The 22,041-nt window shown below is 61.0% G+C and carries 17 protein-coding genes; 8 read left to right on the forward strand and 9 right to left on the reverse strand.

What is annotated here, in order from left to right:
• The first annotated feature begins 187 nt into the window (after nucleotides 1–187).
• Nucleotides 188–3,241, forward strand: coding sequence for a sensor histidine kinase (locus C7378_RS14075; protein ID WP_131998098.1), 3,054 nt, complete (start codon nucleotides 188–190; stop codon nucleotides 3,239–3,241).
• 73 nt (nucleotides 3,242–3,314) lie between these two features.
• On the opposite strand, the gene C7378_RS14080 is transcribed toward C7378_RS14075, so the two are convergent.
• From C7378_RS14080 to C7378_RS14110, 7 genes are all read right to left on the reverse strand, one after another.
• Nucleotides 3,315–3,515, reverse strand: a complete 201-nt coding sequence (locus tag C7378_RS14080; protein ID WP_013579717.1) for a cold-shock protein — start codon at nucleotides 3,513–3,515, stop codon at nucleotides 3,315–3,317.
• Between the two features lie 374 nt (nucleotides 3,516–3,889).
• A complete protein-coding gene (tsf, locus tag C7378_RS14085) occupies nucleotides 3,890–4,546 on the reverse strand; it encodes a translation elongation factor Ts (protein ID WP_131998101.1) in 657 nt (218 codons plus the stop codon).
• A 107-nt stretch (nucleotides 4,547–4,653) separates the two neighbouring features.
• A complete protein-coding gene (rpsB, locus tag C7378_RS14090; RefSeq protein ID WP_131998104.1) occupies nucleotides 4,654–5,538 on the reverse strand; it encodes a 30S ribosomal protein S2 in 885 nt (294 codons plus the stop codon).
• 143 nt (nucleotides 5,539–5,681) lie between these two features.
• On the reverse strand, nucleotides 5,682–6,077 hold the full coding sequence (rpsI, locus tag C7378_RS14095; RefSeq protein ID WP_131998107.1) for a 30S ribosomal protein S9: 396 nt from the start codon (nucleotides 6,075–6,077) through the stop codon (nucleotides 5,682–5,684).
• Nucleotides 6,078–6,095: 18 nt separating this feature from the next.
• Nucleotides 6,096–6,530, reverse strand: a complete 435-nt coding sequence (gene rplM, locus C7378_RS14100; RefSeq protein WP_131998110.1) for a 50S ribosomal protein L13 — start codon at nucleotides 6,528–6,530, stop codon at nucleotides 6,096–6,098.
• A 273-nt stretch (nucleotides 6,531–6,803) separates the two neighbouring features.
• On the reverse strand, nucleotides 6,804–8,603 hold the full coding sequence (locus C7378_RS14105; RefSeq protein ID WP_131998113.1) for a TonB-dependent receptor plug domain-containing protein: 1,800 nt from the start codon (nucleotides 8,601–8,603) through the stop codon (nucleotides 6,804–6,806).
• A 79-nt stretch (nucleotides 8,604–8,682) separates the two neighbouring features.
• On the reverse strand, nucleotides 8,683–9,708 hold the full coding sequence (locus C7378_RS14110) for an alcohol dehydrogenase (RefSeq protein WP_131998116.1): 1,026 nt from the start codon (nucleotides 9,706–9,708) through the stop codon (nucleotides 8,683–8,685).
• 149 nt (nucleotides 9,709–9,857) lie between these two features.
• Between C7378_RS14110 and C7378_RS14115 the strand changes: the two genes are divergently transcribed.
• The 5 genes from C7378_RS14115 (at nucleotide 9,858) to C7378_RS14135 (ending at nucleotide 14,024) form a co-directional block, all read left to right on the forward strand.
• Nucleotides 9,858–10,514: an ankyrin repeat domain-containing protein gene (locus tag C7378_RS14115; protein ID WP_131998119.1), complete on the forward strand. Its 657-nt coding sequence runs from the start codon at nucleotides 9,858–9,860 to the stop codon at nucleotides 10,512–10,514.
• An 82-nt stretch (nucleotides 10,515–10,596) separates the two neighbouring features.
• The gene (gene rpmI, locus C7378_RS14120; RefSeq protein WP_131998122.1) at nucleotides 10,597–10,794 is read left to right on the forward strand and encodes a 50S ribosomal protein L35; all 198 of its coding nucleotides are present in this window, start codon (nucleotides 10,597–10,599) and stop codon (nucleotides 10,792–10,794) included.
• Between the two features lie 150 nt (nucleotides 10,795–10,944).
• The gene (gene rplT, locus C7378_RS14125; protein WP_131998125.1) at nucleotides 10,945–11,319 is read left to right on the forward strand and encodes a 50S ribosomal protein L20; all 375 of its coding nucleotides are present in this window, start codon (nucleotides 10,945–10,947) and stop codon (nucleotides 11,317–11,319) included.
• 151 nt (nucleotides 11,320–11,470) lie between these two features.
• A complete protein-coding gene (locus C7378_RS14130; RefSeq protein WP_131998128.1) occupies nucleotides 11,471–12,745 on the forward strand; it encodes an ABC transporter permease in 1,275 nt (424 codons plus the stop codon).
• Between the two features lie 232 nt (nucleotides 12,746–12,977).
• Nucleotides 12,978–14,024, forward strand: coding sequence for an NAD(P)-dependent alcohol dehydrogenase (locus C7378_RS14135; protein WP_131998614.1), 1,047 nt, complete (start codon nucleotides 12,978–12,980; stop codon nucleotides 14,022–14,024).
• A 203-nt stretch (nucleotides 14,025–14,227) separates the two neighbouring features.
• Here the strand turns inward: C7378_RS14135 and C7378_RS14140 are convergent, their stop codons facing one another.
• Entirely contained in the window at nucleotides 14,228–15,583 is a 1,356-nt protein-coding gene (locus C7378_RS14140; protein WP_165876817.1) for a chloride channel protein, read from the reverse strand.
• Between the two features lie 320 nt (nucleotides 15,584–15,903).
• On the opposite strand from C7378_RS14140, the gene C7378_RS14145 reads away from it, so the two are divergent.
• Entirely contained in the window at nucleotides 15,904–16,284 is a 381-nt protein-coding gene (locus C7378_RS14145; RefSeq protein WP_131998134.1) for a VOC family protein, read from the forward strand.
• Nucleotides 16,285–16,456: 172 nt separating this feature from the next.
• Nucleotides 16,457–20,239 carry a hypothetical protein gene (locus tag C7378_RS14150; RefSeq protein ID WP_131998137.1) on the forward strand — a complete coding sequence of 1,261 codons (3,783 nt, stop codon included), beginning with the start codon at nucleotides 16,457–16,459 and terminating at the stop codon, nucleotides 20,237–20,239.
• 139 nt (nucleotides 20,240–20,378) lie between these two features.
• Here the strand turns inward: C7378_RS14150 and C7378_RS14155 are convergent, their stop codons facing one another.
• On the reverse strand, nucleotides 20,379–21,974 hold the full coding sequence (locus C7378_RS14155; protein ID WP_131998140.1) for an acyl-CoA carboxylase subunit beta: 1,596 nt from the start codon (nucleotides 21,972–21,974) through the stop codon (nucleotides 20,379–20,381).
• Nucleotides 21,975–22,041: the final 67 nt, after the last annotated feature.

The raw sequence follows: 22,041 nt of genomic DNA on the forward strand, positions 1-22,041 counted from the left end.
AGGATGGGAAAGCTGTTGATTCGGAGGTTTCTCTCCGAATGGAAAACCCCGCCTCCGCGTGCGCAGCAAAGGGCTTTCGCAGTTTTCAATTTGGCCGCACGACCCTAAGGTAACAGATGCGCGAGCCCGCCTGAGCGGTGCACTTTAGACCGGGAGCGGCAGGAGTGTTTAGAGTGAACTGGAACCAATGTTCACTGCCCGCATACTCCGCGCCGCCTGCTCCTTAGCCGCACTCTTCGCGGCGCTGACGCTGCCGGCTCTAGGCCTCGACCCCCACAAGGAGCTGCGCAGCTTCAACTACCAGAGTTGGCAGACCGACAGCGGCCTGCCCCAGAACACCGTCCACGCCGTCCTCCAGACCCGCGACGGCTATCTGTGGTTCGCGACCGAGGCCGGTCTGGTCCGCTATGACGGAGCGCAGTTCGCAGTTTACGATCGCCAGAACACGCCCGGCCTGGCAGGAGATGTTATCAACGGGCTCACGCAGGATAGCGCCGGAACGCTCTGGATCAGCACGGCTGCGGGCCTTACCTCCTTCCGCGACGGCGTTTTCCGTAGCTACACCGCGCAGGACGGTCTGCCCGCCAGCACTGTCTGGAGAACCTTTGAAGGCCGCACCGGGGAACTCTGGGCCGTAACGGCCGGAGGGCTGGCGCGGCTGAGCCATGGCCGCTGGACAGCTTTTCCCGTAGCTCAGGGGCTGGAAGATGCTGATCCGGTACTGCAGGCACCCGACGGCACGATCTGGGTGGGGACCATCAGCGGCCTGATTCGGCTCTCCCCCGCAGGCCACGCGCAGGCGCTGCTCGACGCCTCTCAGGTGCAATCGCTCGCGCAGGATAATGCAGGCCGCCTCTGGGTGGGCACGCGGACCGGTCTCGTGCTCATCGAAAAGGACGGCGCAGTCCATCCCTTCGCCTTGCCCGCGACAGACATCACGGCGCTCCTGCCGGACGACGAAGGCCGCCTGTGGATCGGTGCCGGCAAAGGTCTCTGGCTTTGGAACGGCCATGCGCTCCGCGGCTACTCCGCGCAAGATGGCCTGCCCTCGGATGCCATCACCCGGCTGTATGAGGATCATCGTCACACCCTCTGGATCGCGACCTCCCGCGGCATCGCCCGTCTCGCCGATGGCAGCCTACAGTCCTTCACGGCTCGCCAGGGCCTCTCAGGCAACAGCGTGCTCGCCTTTCTTGAAGATCGCGAGGGCGATCTGTGGCTCGGTACCGAATCCGGCGGCGTCGGCGTACTGCGCGACCGCAAGTTCACCACCTACACCTCGCAGGAGGGCCTCAGCGACGACCTCGCGCGCGCCATCTACCAGGATCGTCGCGGCGGCATGTGGGTGGGCACCAACGGCGGCGGCCTTAACCGCTGGAACGGCAAGGGCTTTACCGCGCTGACCACGGCCAGCGGCCTCTCCAGCAACATCGTCCTCGCTCTCGCCGATGATGCGTCAGGCGACCTCTGGGTTGGCACTCCTGACGGTCTCGACCGCCTGCGCAACGGTCACGCAACTGCATTCACCTCGGCCGACGGTCTGGCGGACGACTTCGTGCGCTCTCTAACCACCGATAGTCGCGGAGCCCTCTGGATTGGCACGCGACGCGGCCTCACCCACTATGCCGACGGCCAGTTTCAGAGCTACTCCAGCCTCGACGGCCTGGGCAGCGACCTCGTCGGTGCGTTGCTGGCTGACCGCGATGGCAGTCTCTGGATTGGAACGCTCGGCGGCCTGACCCATTACGTTCGCGGCCACTTCACTAACATCACCACCGCCAATGGCCTCTCCAGCAACATCATCACGGCGCTCTATCAGGATCCGGCGGGTACGCTGTGGATCGGCACCAGCGGAGGTGGACTCGACCGGCTCGCGGCTGGTCACGTGACCGCTTATCCGCCGGCTTCCGGTGGACTGCCTCCAAACATCTACAGCATCCTCGAAGACTCTGGAAACCACCTGTGGCTCAGCTCCAATAAGGGCATCTTCCGGGTTTCCAAGGCTGCGCTCGATCGCTTCGCCGCTGGCCAGGACTCTTCCGTCGCCATCGATGCCTACGGCACTGCCGACGGCATGAAGATCAGCGAGTGCAGCAGCGGTGGCCATCCAGCCGCCGCTAAGCGCGTGGACGGCAGCATGTGGTTCGCTACCCTGCGGGGAGTGGCAACGGTGAACCCGGAGCAGATGGCCATCAACCACGTGCCGCCCCTGGTCGCCATTGAGCAGGTCAGCATCGACGACCGTGCGTTGAGCGGCGGCGAGCTGGCGCGGGTGAGCCCCGGCGGCTCCCGCTTTGCCTTTCAGTATGCAGGCCTCAGCTTCGTAGCTCCGCAGAAGGTTCACTTCCGCTACAAGCTGGACGGCTTCGACCGCCACTGGATAGACGCGGGCAGCCGCCGGGTCGCCTACTACACCAACATCCCGCCCGGTCGCTATACCTTCCGCGTCGCCGCCGCGAACAATGACGGCATTTGGAGTGAGCGGGATGCAGCCGTCAGCTTCCGGCTGATGCCGCACTTCTACCAGACATACTGGTTCGACCTGGCGCTGCTGCTTGCCGCTATCCTCTTCGGCTATGAGCTCTATCGTCGCCGGGTGCGCCGTGTCGAACAGCAATTTACCGCGGTCATGGCCGAGCGCAACCGCATCGCCCGCGAGATTCACGACACGCTGGCTCAGGGTTTCGTCGCCGTTTCCGTGCAGCTCGAGATCGTCTCCCGCGTCCTCGCCAGCTCCACCGAGACAGCCAAGGCGCACCTCGACGAAGCTCGCTCGCTTGTGCGGCATTGCCTCGATGAAGCACGTAGCTCCATCTGGGATCTGCGCTCGCAGAACGCCTCCCAGGAAGATCTCGTCGCCAGGCTCAAGAGGGTCGCCGCACACGTCATCGGGACTGCGCCCGTTGAAATGCGGGTCAAGGTCGAGGGCAGCTATCGCCCGCTGCCGCCCCAGGTCGAACGCGAGCTTGTTCGCATCGCGCAGGAGGCCATGACGAATGCTATCCGCCACGGCCACCCGGGCCGTATCGATCTTCTGCTGCGTTTTGAGACGGCACGCTTCGAGATGAAGGTCCACGACGATGGGAGGGGATTCTCCGGCGGCGCGCTGTCTGCCGGCCCTGATGGTCATTTCGGCGTAACTGGGATGAAGGAGCGCGCTCGTGAAATAGGTGGAGAACTCAGCATCGTCAGCGAGCCTGGCCACGGAACAGAGGTCGTAGTCTCTCTGCCTATTGACTAGCCGGGAAAGAGCACTTTAAACGGCGACAGGGACGGCCTAAGCCGTCCCTGTCGATGATCGTACTCTCCGTAATTTACAGAGGCTGGATGTCCGCTGCCTGCCAGCCCTTGGGGCCCTTGACAACGTTGAACTGCACAGCCTGACCCTCTTGGAGGCTCTTGAATCCGCTCGATGTGATTGCCGAGTAATGTGCGAAGACATCCTCGCCGTTCTGACGGCTGATGAATCCAAACCCCTTCGCGTCGTTAAACCACTTCACTGTTCCCTGTTCCATATTGTTACTTCCTAATTAATGCTGAATTTGACGAGATGACCTAAATCGGGGTTCGTACACAAAAGCCTTTGCAGAAAACCAATCTGTTTCAATCGACAACATAAGCGTAGCACGTATTTGCCGGATTTTGTCCTGTCGAACAGAAATATATTGTGAAGGAAACATTCTCCTGGCCCGTTGTGGCGGAGAATAGACCGTAACTTATAGATAAATAGGGGAAGGGTGCGGGGAGAGAATATCACCGGCAACGCAGAATTTTTTCTAATGGAGAGGCTGAGAGCGGGCAGGGAACAGAAATGTAGGGGAAGCGGATCTTCGTTACAGGTTGCAGCTGCACCATCCATGGAGCATGGGTGGTGCAGCTGCCGTAGCTTTTAGGCCTGGGACTCGGCTTCCGCCTTGACCTGGGCTACCGTCCAATTCGGATCGCCGACCTTGAAGCGAGCGAAGCGGCGGACAGAGATGTTCTCGCCCAGTTTGCCGACCTTCTGCGCAATCATGTCCTTGATCGTCAGCGTCTGCTCCTTGATGAAAGGCTGATCGAGGAGGCAGACCTCTTCGTAGAACTTGCTCATCTTGCCTTCTACGATCTTTTCGACCACAGGGGCCGGCTTGCCGGTCTGCGCTGCCTGGGCGCGATAGATGTCCTTCTCGCGGGCCAGGTCTTCCTCCGTCACGTCTTCGCGACGGATATAGCGCGGATCGGATGCCGCGATGTGCATCGCGATGTCCTTCAGCAGCTCCTGGAAGTCGGTCGTGCGGGCGACGAAATCGCTCTCGCAGTTGATCTCCAGCAGGACGCCGATCTTGCCGCCTGCATGGATATAGGTGCCCACGGCGCCTTCATTCGTTGTGCGCGTAGCCTTCTTGGCTGCCGACGCCATGCCCCGCTTACGCAGGACGACGAACGCATCTTCCATGTCGCCCTTCGACTCCTGCAGCGCCTTGAGGCAGTCGCCCATCGGCGCTCCGGACTTCTCGCGGAGCTCTTTTACCAGCTTTGCATCGATTTTTTCAGTCACAGTCGACATTCCTTCGTTCCCATCCGGCAGTCTGCCGGTTATCTGTACTACATAAAGAAAGCGTGGCTGTAAGTGTTGCAAGCCACGCTTCCCGTTGATCCTTCAGCGGACTTGAATCAGAGGCCGGCTTCTGCTGCCTCGGCATCGCCCAACTCGTTGACCACTGCGGGCGCCTTGCGGATTCCGCCGCCGAGCACGGCTTCGAGGTCAACTTCTTCCGTCGCGGCATCCTCTGCGCCAGCTTCGAGTCCCTCGACCTGTGCCTCAGGAGCCTCAGCCGTCGTCACACCGGCAACTTCCATGTACTGCTTGTCGCCGACCATCTGCACTCCCTCGATCACGGAATCCGAGATCTTGGCGGTGAAGAGGCGAATGGCGCGGAGCGCATCGTCGTTGCCCGGAATCACATGATCAACCACGGTCGGATCGCAGTTCGTGTCAACCACTGCAACCACCGGGATACCCAGCTTGCGGGCTTCCTTGACGGCGATTGCCTCGTTGTTCGAGTCGACCACGAAGAGCGCGTCGGGCAGCCGCTTCATGTTCTTGATGCCGGCAAGATTCGCCTGCAGATGCTTGCGCTCACGCTCAAGCTTGATGACTTCCTTCTTGGTCAGAAGTTCATAGCGGCCGTCGGTGGCCATATCGTCCAGTTCCTGAAGGCGCTTCACCGACTTCTGCACCGTAACCCAGTTCGTCAGCAACCCACCCAGCCAGCGGTTGTTGATGTAGAACATGCCGCAGCGGGTAGCCTCTTCAGCAATGGCATCCTGCGCCTGGCGCTTGGTGCCGACGAAGAGAATGACTTTGCCCTGCGCGGTCAGGTCGGTGACGTACTTGGACGCTTCCTTGAACATCTTCAGCGTCTTCTGCAGGTCGATGATGTAAATACCGTTGCGCTCGCCGAAGATATACTCCTTCATCCTCGGATCCCAGCGCTTGGTCTGGTGCCCGAAGTGGACTCCCGCTTCGAGCAGCTCCTTCATGGTGATCGTGGCCAAACAGCCTCCTTTGTGGATTGCATTCCGGCAAAGCTCGTAAACCGGGCCGGAATTGATTCCCTCTTGGGAAAATTTGAACTACCTGAACCTGCAGGGCATCCTGCTCCCGGCCCGTGGCCAGAGAGAGCAGGATGCCCCATAAACTAGCGCTTCGAGAACTGGAACCGCTTGCGGGCGCCCTTCTGTCCGTACTTCTTGCGCTCCTTGATGCGCGCATCGCGGGACAGCAGTCCGTCAGCCTTCAGCGTCTTGCGCAGCTCGGGGTTGAACTCGATCAGCGCGCGGGCCATGCCCATCTTGACTGCATCGGCCTGTGCCGCCACTCCGCCGCCGCTGACCGTAGTCAGCACGTCAAAGGACGAGGCAAGCTCAGTGACCGTAAAGGCGCGCTTCGCTGCCATACGCTGCTGCTCGGTGACGAAGTAAACCTCGAACGCCTTGCCGTTAACCTTGAATTCGCCGCTGCCCGGACGCAGGAAAACACGCGCAATCGCCGACTTCCGCCGTCCCGTTCCGTAATACTGAACCAAATCTGCCATCGTCTGTCCTGACTATCCTTATGCGTTGATTTCGAGTGCCTGTGGCTGCTGCGCCTGGTGCGGGTGCTGCTCGCCCTTGTAAACCTTGAGCTTGGTCGCCATCTGGCGGCCCATCTTGGTCTTCGGAAGCATGCCCTTGACCGCGTCTTCGACGATCTTTTCCGGGCGACGCTTCAGCAGGCGTGTAAATGACTCCTCGCGCAGGCCGCCGGGGAAACCGGTATACCGGCGATAGACCTTCTGCTCGCTCTTGAGGCCCGTCAGCCGAATCTTTTCGGCATTCACGATCACGACATGGTCGCCCATGTCGATGTAGGGCGTGTACTTGGGGCTGCGCTTGCCAGCCAGGATGCTTGCGGCCTCAGTGGCCAGACGGCCCAGCGTTTTGCCGCTGGCGTCTACCAGAAACCATTTGCGGCTGATTTCGTGCGCGCTTGGAATATACGTTGACATCTCTTGCTTCTTCTCCCGGGCGAATCTCGTGCGCTTCTCAACGCAATGGCTCCCGCAAAACCCAAATGCGGGGCCTTGAAAACCTGTTTCCCACCGACGGACAATATCTGTTCGCGTGAGGTAGCGCAGCTTAGATCCCGAAGGGGCTTTTCCGGGTCTGCCAGCCTGCTGGTCAGCGGCTAGGCCGCATGCAGAAAGACGAAGGACTGCGCAAGGATTCTAGAGTAAGGCAAAGTGGCCCCCATAGTCAATGGAGACTCTCCTGCCTCCTGCTCACCGGCGATTCCGCGCCCAGAAAAACTCCGCTCCCCCCATGATCGTCCGCCCGGGCATGGGCACGCCGGGCACCTCTTCATAGCCCGTGTTGCTCAGGTTCGAGAAGCGCAGATAAGGCCGCACGCGCCCACCGCTGCCCGCCACCGAGAGATCCCAGAGCGGGTAGGCGGTCTGCCCCACGCGTTGAACGATGCTCACCTGTGTCCGGGCGTCAACCCGGTGAGCAAACTCGCCGCTCCACGCGAAAGTGGCATTCTGGCTCGCATAGTTGAAGGCGTATTCGGAGATCAGCCCCGGGACCGGCTGCTGGCTTGCGTGCAGCCCTGTGTAGCCCAGCTCCACCTGTTGCGAGGCTGGCAGCCGCAGGTGCACAGTCGTCTCTGCGCCGGTGAAATTGAGGTTCTGCACATTGGTCGCCTGCCAGCGGTCGCTCAGTGCAAATTTTGAGTAGTCGATGCCATTGCGTTCGAGCAGTCGGAAGCCCGTCAGGTCAAAGGAAATTCTCCCGCCCGACTCCCACTGCAGACCGCCTTCGTAGCTCCATGCCGACTCTGGCCGCAGCCCCGGATTGCCCACCGTTGTCGGATCGCTGTAATAAAGGTCCGTATAGGTGGGCAGGCGGAAGGCATGCCCCGCCGCCGCGTGCAGCCGCATCCCGTGGCCCAGCCAGTAGCCGGCCGCCGCCGTAGGGGAGAAGACCGCATCGCCGCCGCTGAAAATCTCCTCCCGTGCGCCGATCGAGAGGGAAAGCCGCTTCAGCGCGCGCAGGTCGAGGCTGGCGTAGCCCGCTCCCTGGTTGCGCGCATGCTGTCCGAGATTGCTGCTGTTGATGCCGTCGCCGCTCGCCTCCAGCCCATAAGCCACGGTTGCATTGCGCCCGGGCCGATCCGCCCGGCGCAGGTCACCCTGCCACGCGGTGTCGATATGGTTGTTCTGATAGACAGCGGGATCGTAGACCAGCAGCGTAAAAACATCGGTGTGGCGGCGATAGCCGAAGTCTGCCTCGCTCTTCGCGCCCAGCTGCTGCCGCACCGATCCGAACCACCCCTTGGTCCGTTCAAAGGACTCAAAGTTGCCGTAGAACTGGTTCGCGCCATAGGGCCGGTCACTTGCTGCCAGCAGCACATCCGTGCTGCCCAGCGCCGTGTGCAGCCATGTCTCTGAGGAGACTGCGCTGGTGCGGTAGTTGCGATCGATCATGAATCCGCTGGAGGTCTCGCGGCTGCCCGAGAGCTGCTCAGACCAGTGCCGCGCCAGGTAGGCGCCGACTGCGTGCTGCTCGGTCGAGCCGTAGTTGCCATAGCCGATCCCGGCCTGGACCGCCGTGCGCTGAGGCTCCGTGGTAATCAGGTTGACCGCCCCGCCCAACGCATCGGAGCCGTAGAAGGTCGAGCCGGAGCCGTGCAGCACCTCGACCCGCGAAATCGCGTCGAGAGGCACCGGGATATCCATGTTCAGGTGGCCGGTCTCCGGATCGTTGATGCGCAGCCCGTTCAGCAGCACCAGTGATTGCTCAAAGGTAGTGCCGCGGATGGAAATATCCGCCTGCACTCCGCCGGGCCCGCGTTCCTGCAGGTCCACGGAAGGGTCCAGCCGCAGGTAGCTCTCGAGATCATTGAAGAGAAGCGGCTGCTGGTCAGTATGGAAGACGCGCACCGAGCGGTCGTTCTCCGAGAGCGGCACCGGCTCAAACGTAGCTGTAACGATGACCGTCTGATTGTCAGCGGGAGTGGGCTGTTGAGAAACGCCGGGGGAGCAGAGCAAAGCCGGCAGAAGACAGGCAAGAATATTTTTCATCGTGCGTAGGTCGCCGCACTCGCATCCAGTCGAATGCGGCAACCGTCAGTATAGCTTTGCTGCTTTCTGCGACCGGGCCTTACGCTCCGGTTTCGAGCACTACGCGGAAGCGCGCCTTGCCGCTCATCATGCGCTGATAAGCCTCCTCCGCCTTTTCGAGCGGATACTTCTCAATCAAGGGCGCCACGCCGGTCAGCGCGCTGAACTTCAGCGTGTCTTCTGATTCGATGGCCGTTCCGCTGGGCCAGCCATGGACCGACTGCCGCTGGCCGATCAGCTGCAGCGGAGACACCCTCACCGGCTCCATGGAGACGCCGAGCATGATGAATTCGCCTGCGTAGCCCAGTCCCGGGATGGCGGCCGTCATGGCATCCGCATCCGTGACCGTCGACAGGATGACGCGTGCGCCGCCCAGCTTCTTCAGGGCGTCTCCCACGCTGCCTGCCGTGCTGTCGATGTAGTGGTGCGCGCCCAGTTCATGGGCAAACTTCGCCTTGTCCGCGCCGCGGGCGATGGCCACTGTGTTGTAGCCCATCTTCGCCGCAAACTGCACGCCCAGGTGTCCCAGCCCGCCCATGCCCAGCACGGCCACCGTGTCCGGCGGCTTTGCTCCGCTATTGCGCAGCGCGTTGAAGGTGGTGATTCCCGCGCAGAGCAGCGGCGCGGCTTCGGCGCTCGCCAGTGACTCAGGCAGTGCGGCCAGCGCCTCGGCGGGAGCTACCATGTAGTCGGCATAGCCGCCGTCATAGCTGATGCCCGGCACACTCCCCTGCTGGCAGGCGATCATGTCGCCGCGGCGGCAGGGTTCGCACTTGCCGCAGTGGCCGCCAAACCAGCCCACGCCCACGCGCTGGCCCGTCTTCCAGTGGTCTACGCCCGCACCCACTGCATCTATCAGTCCCACGACCTCGTGGCCCGGCACGCGCGGAAAGACCAGTCCGGGAAAATGCCCTTCTTTGGTAAATGAATCGCTGTGGCAAATGCCGCACGCCTGCACGCGCAGCCGTACCTGTCCCGGTCCGGGCTCAGGAATTGCTCGCGTAACCAGCTCGAACGGCGCGCCTGCCGCCGGTACCTGCATGAATCTCGCTTTGCTCTCTGCCATATCGGTGCCTCTCTGGGATGTTTCTTTGCGTCATTCCATCCGATGCGCAGTCTGCTGGAAAGGACGCGAAGACTCCGTGAAATGAATGTGCGCCGCGGCCGCGCGGGGTCTACCGGCCGTCCTATATCCTAGCCAGCAGGAGCAACCGCATGGGGCAGCAAATTTTTGATTTCATCCGCAGAGGCCAGACGGCTGAACTGGCCACGGCCCTGCAGGACAATCCGCGGCTCGCGCAGTCATGCGATACGCAAGGCGTCTCTGCGCTGATGTGGGCGATCTATACACATCAGCGGCCGGTGGTGGAGCTTCTGCGCCCCCATGCCGGACCCCTCGGCCTCTTTGAGGCGGCCGCGCTGGGCGACTGCTCCCGGCTGTCCGCGCTCCTCGCCGCAGATGCCATGGCAGCGCACGCTGTCGCCGGCGACGGCTGGAGTGCTCTTCACCTCGCCGCTGCCTTCGGCACTCCCGAGGCTGTCCTTCTGCTGATCGAGCACGGCGCGCACGTGCATCAGTTCTCGCACAATCCGCTGCGCAACCAGCCGCTTCACGCCTGCCTGGCGCTGGATGGCTCGGCGGCGACCGTCAAGGCTCTGATCGAGGCCGGCGCAGATGTAAACGCGGTCGGGGCCGGCGATTACACGCCCCTGCATCTGGCCGCCGCCAACAATCGGGTGGATGTCATCGGCCTGCTGCTGCAGGCGGGAGCGAAGCGGGACGCCCGCTGCGCCCAAGGCAAAACCGCGGAGGACTATGCACGGGAGCGCGGCCACGAAGAGGTGGTGCGGCTGCTGCAGCCGGCGGCGTAGCAGGGTAAGGCTGGCCGAAGTCGCGCTCTTCCTCTATACTGGCAGATGTTGTCTTAAGTCCGTTTTTTCACTAGGAAATACCATGCCCAAACTCAAGACCCATCGTGGCGCGGCCAAGCGCTTCAAGAAGACTGGCACCGGCAAGATCAAGCGCGGCCAGACGAAGATGCGCCACATCCTGACGTCGAAGGATACCAAGACCAAGCGCAAGCTCGCAGCCAGCGCTCTCGTCTCGGATGCCGACTACGCCAAGGTAGCCCGCATGATCCCTTACGCCTGATCTGGTTCCTCTGGAATCAAGGGCCGCGGAGAGCGTTCCGCACCAGGCCCCCGGCTGGTGTTCCAGCCGAGAGATCAGGATTGCAAAGCGTGTGAAGAGGCCCACCTGCCTCCAGCCGCTCGATAACGAAACGCAAAAGGAGAACTACCCATGCCTCGTGTAAAACGTGGTACGAAACGCAACGACCGCCGCAAGAAAATTCTTAAGCGCGCGAGTGGATATTTCCTCACAAAATCCAAGCTCTACCAGGCAGCGCAGGAAGCCGTCGAGCGCGGACTCAAGTTCGCCTACAGCGGACGCAAGCAGAAGAAGCGGCAGTACCGCTCGCTCTGGATCGTGCGCATCAATGCCGCTGCCAAGATCAACGGCATCAGCTATTCGCTGCTCATCAACGGACTCAAGCGGGCCGGCGTTGAGCTCGATCGCAAGATCCTTGCCGACATCGCCGTCAACGATCCGCAGGGCTTCACCGCACTGGTCGAGCAGGCGAAGGCAGCGCTGCCCAGCAAGCCCGCAGCCGCCTAAGTATTTTCACCGGACTATCGCAGGCCCCGGAGCGCAGAGTAGCCTCCGGGGCTTCCGCTTTTTAGGGGCTTGTCGTTCGATCCGGGTAAGATGACTGTGGAGCCCGAGCGAATCGCGCAGACTTATCCGCGCATCAAGTACTTTGAGCCAGATGTCGACACCTCCCCGCACCTCACACCACCGCTCGTTTGAACTCACGCTGCAGAGCGCCAAGCGCACCATGGTGCTCAGTGAGATCGTGCGCCTGGCGATCGACAGCTTCCGCACCAGCAAGGTGCGCTTTGCGCTGACCGCGCTCGGCATGGTCATCGGCTCCATGTCGCTGATCCTGGTTGTCACTATCGGGCTTACCGGCAAGGTTTATATCCTCAACCTGCTGCGCAGCATCGGCACCAACATGGTCGACCTGGAGTATGCAGGCGGCGGGTCCGGCGCTATCAATAATTTCCAGAACGACTACCTCACCCATGACGACGAGCGTGCGGTGGAGGAACAGGTGCCGGCAGTTGCCTATTCGTCGCCCATGCTGGAGATGCACGACCGCGTCAGCTTCGGTCAGGGCGTCGTCAAAGAAGTTCTCGTACTGGGGGTGAGCCCGCAGTACAAGATGGTTCGCAATCTGGTCGTGCTCTCCGGCCGCTTCTTCGATGAAGAGGACGAGTCGACGCATACCAAAGCGGCAGTGGTCACCGAAGCCTTTGCCCGCGCCATGTTCGGCAGCATGGACTCCGCGGTGAATAAAACTTTCACGCTGAGCGGCATTCCCTTCACCATCGTCGGGGTGTTCAAGGAGAGTGTGAATACCTTTGGCCAGTCTGAGATTGCCGACCAGACTATCCTGATTCCGTACTCCGTTGCCCGCTACTTTACCGGGACTGACAATGTGAAGGACATCTTCTTCTCCATCCGCGACGAAAAGGATGTGGAGGAAGCAGCCAAGCAGATTGTGGCTGTGGTGCATGCGCGACACCAGCCCTCCTCGGTCTACAAGGCCAGCACCATGACAGAGCTTTTGACCGATGCGGCGTTGATCGCCGATGCGCTCACGGTGGTGCTGATCCTGGTCACAGCGGTCACGCTGGCGGTGGGCGGCGTGGGCATCATGAACATCATGCTGGCGACCGTGCGCTCTCGTATCCGCGAGATCGGGATACGCAAGGCGCTGGGCGCAACTGCGCGTGAAATCAAGCTGCAGTTCCTGATTGAAGCGGTCTTCATCTCGCTGAGCGGAGGATTGCTGGGCACGCTGCTGGGGCTGGCTCTGCCGGTTTCCGTGCGTCTCTTCACGAGCTATCCGTTGCCGATCAGTCCGTGGTCGGTGGTGATCGCGCTGGTCACCTCATCGCTGGTCGGAGTGGTGTTCGGAACGCTGCCCGCCAACCGTGCGGCGCAGCTCGATCCGGTCGAATCTCTGAAGTACGAATAAGGGGTTTGGCCCGGTAATTGCGCTCGATTTTCCGCAAAAACGATAATCGTTATCCTTTGATAATGATTATCGTTTCTCTGCCGGAAATGCCTGCGAATCCGCTCCTGTGATTGTGATCACATCCTGACCGGCGGCGGGGGACTAGCGTTTCTACCAGAGGTATCTCACCGTGGAAACACACGCAAACACTTTGATCGAAACCAGTCCGTCCGTGAAGGTGCGGCCCGGATTCATGAAAGCGCTGGTCTTCAAGGGTCCGAATGAGATCGGGCTGGAGGAGCGCCCGATTCCGAAGGCGGGGCCGGGGCAGGCCGTGATCCGGATTTCGCTGACGACCATCTGCGGTACGGATGTGCATATTGTGAAGGGCGAGTATCCGGTGCGGAACGGCCTGGTCATCGGGCATGAGGCCGTGGGCACGATTCACGAACTGGGCGCGGGATTGAGCGGCTACAAGACGGGCGATCGTGTTCTGGTCGGAGCCATCACTCCGTGCGGGCAGTGCAACGCCTGCCTGGGCGGGAACCTGTCACAGTGCGGCGGCGTGATGGGCGGCTGGAAGCTGGGGAACACGATGGACGGCGTGCAGGCTGAATATGCGCTGATCCCCAACGCGCAGGCGAACATGGCTCTCATTCCGGAGGAGCTAAACGATGAGAAGGTGATCCTGCTGGCCGATATTGCGTCCACCGGCTTCTCGGCCTCGGAGAGCGCGCAGGTCAAGATAGGCGACTCGGTTGCGATCTTTGCGGAAGGCCCTATCGGGCTGTGCGCTACTGCGGGAGCGAAGCTGCGCGGAGCGGGGCAGATCTTTGCCGTGGACTCGAACCCGGTCAGGCTCGAGCAGGCGATGAAGATGGGAGCCGATCACGCGATCAATATCGGCCAGCAGGACCCGGTTGCCGAGATCCTGAAGCTGACGGGCGGCCGCGGCGTGGATGTGGCGATTGAAGCGCTGGGGCGGGCGGAGACGTTTGAGAACGCGCTGCGCGTTCTGCGGCCCGGCGGCACGCTGTCGAGCCTGGGCGTCTACTCCGGCAAGCTGACGATTCCGCTGGAGCCGTTTGCCGCGGGGCTGGGCGACCACAAGATCGTGACGACGCTCTGCCCGGGCGGCAAGGAGCGCATGCGCAGACTGATGGAGCTGGTGCTGCACCAGCGGGTCGATCTGACGCCGCTGATCACGCACCGCTACAAGCTGGATGAGATCGTCGAGGCGTATTCCCTCTTCAGCCAACAGAAGGACGGCGTACTCAAGGTCGCCATCGAAGTCGCTTAACAGGGTGACGGGGCTGTGAGGAGACTCGCAGCCCCCGGCCTGCTTCGGTCACTGGTGGCCCGACGCTATGAGGAATGATCTGTGCCGATGAGTGCCTCGGTGATAACGGACTCTTCGAGATGTGCGTGAGAGGGAAGCGAGTATCGGAAATGCCATTCGTCCAGTGAAGTAGCCCTCGTTCGCGCCTCGTTCCCCACAAACGGCTATTGAGGAATGCCGATTTCGTTTGGTTCCTGTTCGCGCATTTTCTGTCTTGACTCGATTTGCTCGTCGCTTAGGCGCGCGTCGTAGATCGAACGAGGCTCAATGGAACGGGCGATGAGTGTCGAGAGAGCTGCGATGAGGATGAGCGGCAAAATGAAAGACCTGTCCCTGCCGGTAAGCTCCAACATCAGGACAACGGTGGAGATTGGCCCCTGGGTGGTAGCCGATAGAACGGCCCCAGCCCCAAGCAACGCGAAAAATCCGAGGGGCACGCCCGGCCACAGCGCGCTCCAGGCATACCCAAGCCCGGCGCCGAGCAGGGCGCCGAAGGTCAGCGACGGCGTAAACAGGCCGCCAGGCACGCCACTGCGCATGCACAGGATCGTCGCCAGCGGCTTCAGCAACAGCAGGGCCAGCACGAGCCTTAACCCAACCTGATCCGTAAAGAGCAACTGCGAAAGGTCTTTGCCGTTGCCGAGTATCTCCGGAAACCGCACGGAGGCCACGCCCAGCAGACCGAGGACGATGACGGGGGCTATGAATCGCTGCCATCCGCGCGGCTTGCCCTTGTCGGCCCAACGAACGAGGCGGAGATAAAGGATGGAAGCAAACGCGAAGAAGGGGGCAGCCACAATCGCCCACACCATCCCTGAAGCCGAAAGCGGGAAGGAGGGAATGATATAGGTGGGCGTATTCGGCAGAGCGATCCAAGAGACTCCGGTTGCGATCAGCGACGCAAGAAGCGCCGGCAAAACAAAGCGCAAGGCCAGCTTCCCGCGCATCACTTCCAGGGAGAACAGCGCACCGCCCAAGGGAACGCCATAGGCCGCTCCCATGCCGGCTCCGGCGCCGCAAGCCACTAGCAAGCTTCGCTGCTCATCGGAGAGTCTTCCGGTGTCGGCAAACAGATTCGCGAAGACAGCGCCGGCTTGTTTGGGCGCGCCCTCGCGACCCATGGAGGCACCCATGGCGACGTCGAAGATGGACAACACCGCGCTGCCCAGCGTTCGCCAGGCTGGCATCCGCCCGGCGTGAAACCAGATGGCTGCGGTGGTGTCGATGCCGTTGCCGCTGGAAAGATGTTTGAGAAGAAGCTGCCCGGCCCCGGTCAGAATCGCTGCGGCGAGAAGAACCGTGACGTGTCTCGCGAAGCTTGCCTGCCGCGCGGCGGCAAGTATGTTGGTGCCAGAACCATGCCACACAACATGCTGAACGATTTCAAGCAATCGAGTCAGCGCCGCCGCTGCCAGACCCGTGGTCACACCGATCAGGCAAACCGCCAGCCAAAATCGCGAAGCGCCCGGACTCGCCAGCGTTGTGGGGATAGCTCCGGTGTTCTCGGCACGTTTTGCCATCAAAAACCATACTAACGAAGGCACCGTCTTGCTGCTTCCCTCGGCCAGGGACAGCAACAACCAGGCCATTCACTACGACGGTGCAAGTAGTAAAGGAAGATCGGCAACGAGCTTTCCTAATCTTGAAGGCCAGTTGTTGCCCACTAGGCCGACTCACGTTTCCAGCGCCCTAACGCCCTCGAAACGCGCATTCGCGATTTGGCACAAACTGAGAATCCAGCTGTTGATGGACCAGAAGTACCTTGGGCAGAGTCTGCGCAAATTGGTGGCGTGGAGGATGGTTGATCGGCTTTGGCAGATCGGGTATCCTTCGGTGCAATATGAGCTACCGTTTCTCAGCGATGTTGCACATCCCCGGCGACGTCCGCGATGCCATTGCGTTCTATGGGCGGGCCTTTGGAGCTACGACTGGCTGGAGCACGCCGCCCGCGCCGGACATGGTGGCGCAGCTCCTGGCGCACGGTGCGGAGTTCTGGGTTCATCCAGCTGGCGAGGAGATCGGCAATCCGTCACCAGTACAGCTGGGAGGGACGGCGGTCAGGTTGATGTTGATTGTTGAGGATCCGGACGCTGTATTCCAACAGGCTACAGTTGCCGGCGCGTCAGTTCGTTCCCCCATGCAAGACCACGATTACGGATGGCGTGATGGCGCAGTCATGGATCCATTTGGTCATCGCTGGGAGATCGGCAGGCCGCTATAAACTGAGACTGCGTAACACAGGCCGATCCACCCATCGAACGCCGTCGCTGAGCGCCTCGGCGATTTTGCATGAATCGACACGTCTCACTGACGAGACCCCGTTTGTCACGATGGATTGATTCGGAGCACGAAAACAGAAATGTGCGGGGGCCGCTCGTATCATGTGATCATCCATGTTCGACGTTACGGGGCAAGATATTTCATTACTTTCCGATGAAGACCTGAGAACTTTGGTCGGACGTCTGTGTGAGGCGGAACTGCGCCGTTTGGGGCTGTCCCCGTTATGCGCAACTTGGGGCGGCAATCAAAATGCGGTAGACGGCGGTGTCGACGTGCGGGTTACGCTAGGTGAATCGGCCCCGCTGGGTGCCGCATTCGCGCGTCCTAATGCTGTATATCAAGTCAAAGCGGAGGATATGCCGCGCGGGAAGATTCTCGCGGAGATGAAGCCAGACGGAACCGTCAGACCATCGATTCTTGAGCTCGCAGCCGCTGGCGGCAGTTACATAATCGTCAGTTCCAAGGGGTCAGCATCGGATTTCGCTCTCGCCGACCGTAGACGCGCGATGCACGATGCCGTGGCCGGCATCGCCAACTGCGATGATCTGTACCTGGACTTCTACGACCGCGATCGACTCGCGACTTGGGTACGGGATCACGCAGGTATCGTCACCTGGGTCCGCGTACGCATTGGCCGGCCCATATCAGGATGGCGCCCCTACGATGACTGGGCAGCTTCGCGCGAAGGATTGGCTGGCACGTACTTGATCGACGATTCACTCCGCATCCGAGGGGTGGGTTCCAGGGGCGAAGGGGAGTCAATCGTCCAAGGAATGGGGCGACTTCGGAGAACACTCGCAGCAGAACGAGGTGTTGTTCGCCTGGTCGGCCTGTCCGGGGTGGGCAAAACGCGGTTAGTGCAGGCGCTCTTCGATGACCGAGTAGGGCAGTTCGCACTTTCCGCAGACCTAGCCATCTATACGAACCTGTCGGATAACCCGAGTCCGAAGCCTATTCCCGTAAGTACCGAACTCGTAGCCCTGGGGCGTCGTCAGGTCTTGATTGTCGATAATTGCACGCCCGACCTTCATCGCCGGCTTGCGGAAGTCTGCACGCGGACCGAGAGCCGCGTTAGTTTACTCACGGTTGAATATGACGTGCGCGAAGACCAGCCTGAGGACACGGATGTCTTTGAGCTTCAACCCTCCTCGGACGATCTGATCGAAAAACTGCTCCAGCGTCGGGTGACCGGGCTGTCTCAGGTGAACGCCAGATCGATCGCGACGTTTGCGAGCGGTAACGCGCGAGTCGCTCTCGCCTTGGCTCATACGGTCGATAGCCATGAGTCCGTTGCTTTGTTGAACGACGCCGAGCTGTTCGAGAGGCTCTTTCGCCAGCGCAACGAATCCAGCGGTTCTCTCCTAGTTTCCGCGCAGGCGTGTTCCCTTGCGTACTCATTCCAGGGAGAAGATCTTGGCACGGGAGTCGAAGCGGAACTCTCGAAGCTGGCCGCGGTGGTCGGCAGGGACGCTCGCACTCTTTACGCCGATGTCGCGGAGCTGAAACGGCGAGACCTCGTGCAGCAGCGAGGGGCTTGGAGAGCATTACTCCCCCATGCGATTGCCAATCGCCTTGCAGCCATGGCTTTGGAAAACATCTCTTCTCAAGACTTTGATCAACTCGTCGTCGGTGCCTCCGATCGTCTTTTGAAGTCCATCTCGCGTCGTTTGGGATACCTCCACACCTCACCAGCAGCTCAGAGCATCGTCAGACGTTGGTTTGCAGTGGACGGATTGCTCGGACGTGTCGAAGAACTCAATGAGACCAGAAGAACGGTGTTGAACAACGTCGCTCCTGTTAACCCAGCAGGGGCCATCGACACGATTGAGCGAGCGATGCTGAGGGCTCGCCAAGCAGGAGAGATTCTTGCGGGTGAGGAGTTTCGCACTCTCCTGTTGTCTTTGGCGTTTGAAGCTGACCTTTTCGATCGCTCCGTCGCGCTCATCCTCGATCTAATCGAGTCCGAAGAGCCGGGACGCTATGCCAACCAGGTGAGAAATAGCTTTCCGTCGCTCTTCCACGCGTTTCTTTCCGGGACGCATGCCACCATCGAACAACGCTGCCGGGTCGTCGATGGTTTACTGAAATCGAACAGCGAGGTTCGGCGGGAGCTCGGATTCAAGTCCCTGGAGGCGATGCTGCAAACGTCGGGTTTTTCGTCGTTCCATCGTTTCGACTTTGGTGGACGCTCACGCGACTACGGCTGGCACCCGAAGCGTCGCCAGGACGTGGTGCACTGGTTCCAATCGGTTCTCGCGCTGTGCTCGTCCCATGACGTGCGCAACGATGCGAATTCCTCCCGCGTCCGCACGATTTTGGGAACGCATCTGCGTAACCTGTGGACGGAAGCCGAACTGCAGGATGAGGTGGAAGCAATTTGCCGCGAGTTCCAAGAGAGGCGATTCTGGCCAGAAGGTTGGACCGGCATTCGTTCAATTCGGCGCTGGCGCGAAGAACCTCTGCCTGCCGAGGAAGACACCAAACTTGCTAGGATCGAGGCGACTCTGTCGCCGCAAACTCTCGTAGAACAGGTGCGGGCGAGGGTCCTGCGGAATGTTCGGGAGGCGTACGACGACATTGGTTTTCGCGATTACCAACCACAGCACGAGCGGCATCAGCAACAGCTGATGGAACTGGGAAGGACTCTGTCTGCCGAAGGCACTCTTCTTGACGGACTGATTGGAGAATTGATTATCTGCAGCACCAGCATAACGCTGGAGCCGTTGGCCAAGGGCCTTGTCGATGCAACGACTGACCAACGCGCCTTGTGGGATAAACTCGTCGCTTCGTTTCGCGCAGCCGACCCGGCACAGCGTTCGCCGGAATTGCTTGCCTGCTACATCTTCAACCTTCAATCGGCAAATTCGGAACTCGCCGAAGAGCTTTTGGATCAGTGCCTAAATGACTCTCTACTTGCGGAGTGGTTCCCATACTTCCAGAAGGGAGTCGTTATCTCTGCGGCCGGATTGCAGCGCCTGAAAGATTCGTTGGCGCAGAAGAGTGCTCCTGCAGAGCGGTACATGGGGCTTGCCTGGAACAACAAACTCGATGATTCTGCAACGCTTGAACTCCTTCCGTTAATTTTGCAACTAGATGGAGGCTTCGATGTCGCGGTCGATACCCTCCACATGCGGATCCTACAGGTGCGCCAAGACAAGCAAGCGCTCTCGCCGGAGCTCATTGCCGCAGGGCGGATCGTCATTGATGCCTGCAAATTCGACCGGCGGCTCAAACACGATGCCCATGCGCTAGGGGAGGTGATCGAGGTGTGCATGAGCTCTGCTGATGCCATCCCAATGGTCGAGATGCTTCTTGCTCGCCTTCGAGAGTCACATGCCAACTACACTTTCGACTTTATGGAGGAGAACCAGATACTTGGTGCTCTCTTCGCAGCGCAGCCGACCGTTGTGCTGGACGATCTCTTCGCTCCCGGAAGACAAAATGAACGCACTGGATTCAGGGACTTCTTCGATCATGATGACGTGTTATGCTCGCCGCTCGATCGCATTCCGGAAACGACCTTGCTTGCATGGTGTGATGAAGACAGAACTGCGCGATATCCACGGATTGCGGCAAGGATGGTTCCATTCAGCAAGGCCCCCAACTCCGATAAGCCACAGTGGAAGCCGTCCGCGCTGGCGTTGCTGGAGCGGGCCCCAAACAAGATCGACGTCTTGACGCATTACATTCGTCATTTCGAACCGATGAGTTGGTCAGGGTCGAGGTCAGCGACTTGGGAAGCCAACGCTCGACTCCTCGATCACTTTGAGAACGACTCGGATACCGATCTTGCCGCGTTTGCTAGATTGCAGCGAGATGAATTGATACGCTCGCTAGATGCCCTAAAGCGGCAGGAACTCGACTCCGAGAAACGTGAAAACGAGAGGTTCGAATAGGAGCGGGTGGCTTACAAACGCACGATCGGGTAAGTAAATACCGAAAGTCGGCCTCTGTTTACCCATTCCACCTCACTTGACGCATTCAGGCCGATGCACTCATCGACCGCGGCTTACGTGTTAGCGACGGCAACATGCCTCAGAGAGGAATGTTGCCGTGCTTCTTCGGCGGATTGCGGTCGCGCTTGCCGTCGAGCATTTCAAGCGCGGCGATGAGTCTGCGGCGCGTCTCCCGGGGGCGGATGACGGCATCGACGTAGCCGCGTTCGGCGGCGATGTAGGGGTTGGCGAACTGCTCGCGGAACTCGTGGACCTTTTCCTCACGGGCGGCGGCGAGCAGTGCGGCCTTCTGCTCCTCAGTGAGGGGCCCGGCGGCTTCGGCTTCTTTCACGGCGCGTTCGAGTTCGCGGCCATAGACGATATTGACCGCGCCCTCGGGCCCCATGACGGCAATCTCCGCGGTGGGCCAGGCGAGGTTCAGGTCCGTACGGATGTGCTTGGAGCTCATGACGCAGTAGGCGCCGCCGTAGGCCTTGCGGGTGATGACGGTGAGCTTGGGCACGGTGGCCTCGGCGAAGGCGTAGAGCAGCTTGGCTCCGTGGCGGATGATGCCGCCGTACTCCTGCTGGGTGCCGGGGAGAAAGCCGGGAACATCTTCAAGGGTGAGCAGGGGCACGTTGAAGGCGTCGCAGAAGCGAACGAAGCGCGCTGCCTTGACGCTGGCGTCGATATCGAGCACCCCGGCGAGGAAGGCCGGCTGGTTGGCGACGATGCCGACGGGGCGGCCGTTGAGCCGGGCGAAGCCGATGACGATGTTGCGCGCGAAGTGCTCCTGCACCTCAAAAAAATAGCCATCATCGACGAGCCGTTCAATGACGAGCTTGATGTCGTAAGGCTGGTTCGACTCGGCGGGGACGAGGGTATCGAGCTCCGCGTCGGCGCGGTCGATGGGATCGGAGCAGGCGCGGCGGGGCGGGTCTTCAAGGTTGTTGGAGGGCAGGAAGCTGAGCAGCTCCCGGACCATGGCGAGGCACTCGGCATCGTCGTGCGCCATGAAGTGCGCGACGCCGGAGGTCTCATTGTGGGTGGCTGCGCCGCCCAGCTTTTCCTTGGTGACCTCCTCATGGGTGACGGTCCTGATGACGTCAGGGCCGGTGACGAACATGTAGGAGGTCTTGTCGACCATGAGGGTGAAGTCGGTGATGGCGGGCGAGTAGACGGCTCCGCCTGCGCAGGGGCCGAGGATTGCCGAGATCTGGGGGACGACGCCGCTGGCGAGGGTGTTGCGGAGGAAGATGTCGGCGTAGCCGGCGAGCGAGACGACGCCCTCCTGAATGCGCGCGCCGCCGGAGTCGTTGAGCCCGATGACGGGCGCGCCGACGCGCATGGCCATGTCCATGAGCTTGACGATCTTGGCCGCGTTCGACTCGGAGAGCGAACCGCCGAAGACGGTGAAGTCCTGCGCGAAGACGAAGACGGTACGCCCGTCGATACGTCCGTAGCCGGTGACGAAGCCGTCGCCGGGGATGCGCTTTTCCTCCATGCCGAAGTCGGTGCAGCGATGGGTGACGAGGCGGTCGGTTTCTTCAAAGGAGCCTTCGTCGAGCAGCAGGGCAACGCGTTCACGGGCGGAGAGCTTGCCCTCGCGGTGCTGGCGCTCGCGGCGCTCGGGGCCGCCGCCCTCCTCGGCAAGAGCATTGCGGCTTTCCAGTTCACTCAATCTGTCTGGTTTCATCGAGTCGGATTATAGAGGACGGGGGCAGGGGAAGGCCCGGCTGGGGTAGACTTGACTGAACCCGTCC

Source organism: Acidipila rosea, from assembly GCF_004339725.1.
GTDB classification, from domain to species: Bacteria; Acidobacteriota; Terriglobia; order Terriglobales; family Acidobacteriaceae; genus Acidipila; species Acidipila rosea.

Coding starts and splice junctions, on each gene's coding strand:
- C7378_RS14075 (WP_131998098.1), top strand. CDS start 188: ATGTTCACTGCCCGCATACTCCGCGCCGCCTGCTCCTTAGCCGCACTC.
- C7378_RS14080 (WP_013579717.1), bottom strand. CDS start 3,515: ATGGAACAGGGAACAGTGAAGTGGTTTAACGACGCGAAGGGGTTTGGA.
- tsf (WP_131998101.1), bottom strand. CDS start 4,546: ATGTCGACTGTGACTGAAAAAATCGATGCAAAGCTGGTAAAAGAGCTC.
- rpsI (WP_131998107.1), bottom strand. CDS start 6,077: ATGGCAGATTTGGTTCAGTATTACGGAACGGGACGGCGGAAGTCGGCG.
- rplM (WP_131998110.1), bottom strand. CDS start 6,530: ATGTCAACGTATATTCCAAGCGCGCACGAAATCAGCCGCAAATGGTTT.
- C7378_RS14105 (WP_131998113.1), bottom strand. CDS start 8,603: ATGAAAAATATTCTTGCCTGTCTTCTGCCGGCTTTGCTCTGCTCCCCC.
- C7378_RS14110 (WP_131998116.1), bottom strand. CDS start 9,708: ATGGCAGAGAGCAAAGCGAGATTCATGCAGGTACCGGCGGCAGGCGCG.
- C7378_RS14115 (WP_131998119.1), top strand. CDS start 9,858: ATGGGGCAGCAAATTTTTGATTTCATCCGCAGAGGCCAGACGGCTGAA.
- rpmI (WP_131998122.1), top strand. CDS start 10,597: ATGCCCAAACTCAAGACCCATCGTGGCGCGGCCAAGCGCTTCAAGAAG.
- rplT (WP_131998125.1), top strand. CDS start 10,945: ATGCCTCGTGTAAAACGTGGTACGAAACGCAACGACCGCCGCAAGAAA.
- C7378_RS14130 (WP_131998128.1), top strand. CDS start 11,471: ATGTCGACACCTCCCCGCACCTCACACCACCGCTCGTTTGAACTCACG.
- C7378_RS14135 (WP_131998614.1), top strand. CDS start 12,978: ATGAAAGCGCTGGTCTTCAAGGGTCCGAATGAGATCGGGCTGGAGGAG.
- C7378_RS14140 (WP_165876817.1), bottom strand. CDS start 15,583: ATGGCAAAACGTGCCGAGAACACCGGAGCTATCCCCACAACGCTGGCG.
- C7378_RS14145 (WP_131998134.1), top strand. CDS start 15,904: ATGAGCTACCGTTTCTCAGCGATGTTGCACATCCCCGGCGACGTCCGC.
- C7378_RS14150 (WP_131998137.1), top strand. CDS start 16,457: ATGTTCGACGTTACGGGGCAAGATATTTCATTACTTTCCGATGAAGAC.
- C7378_RS14155 (WP_131998140.1), bottom strand. CDS start 21,974: ATGAAACCAGACAGATTGAGTGAACTGGAAAGCCGCAATGCTCTTGCC.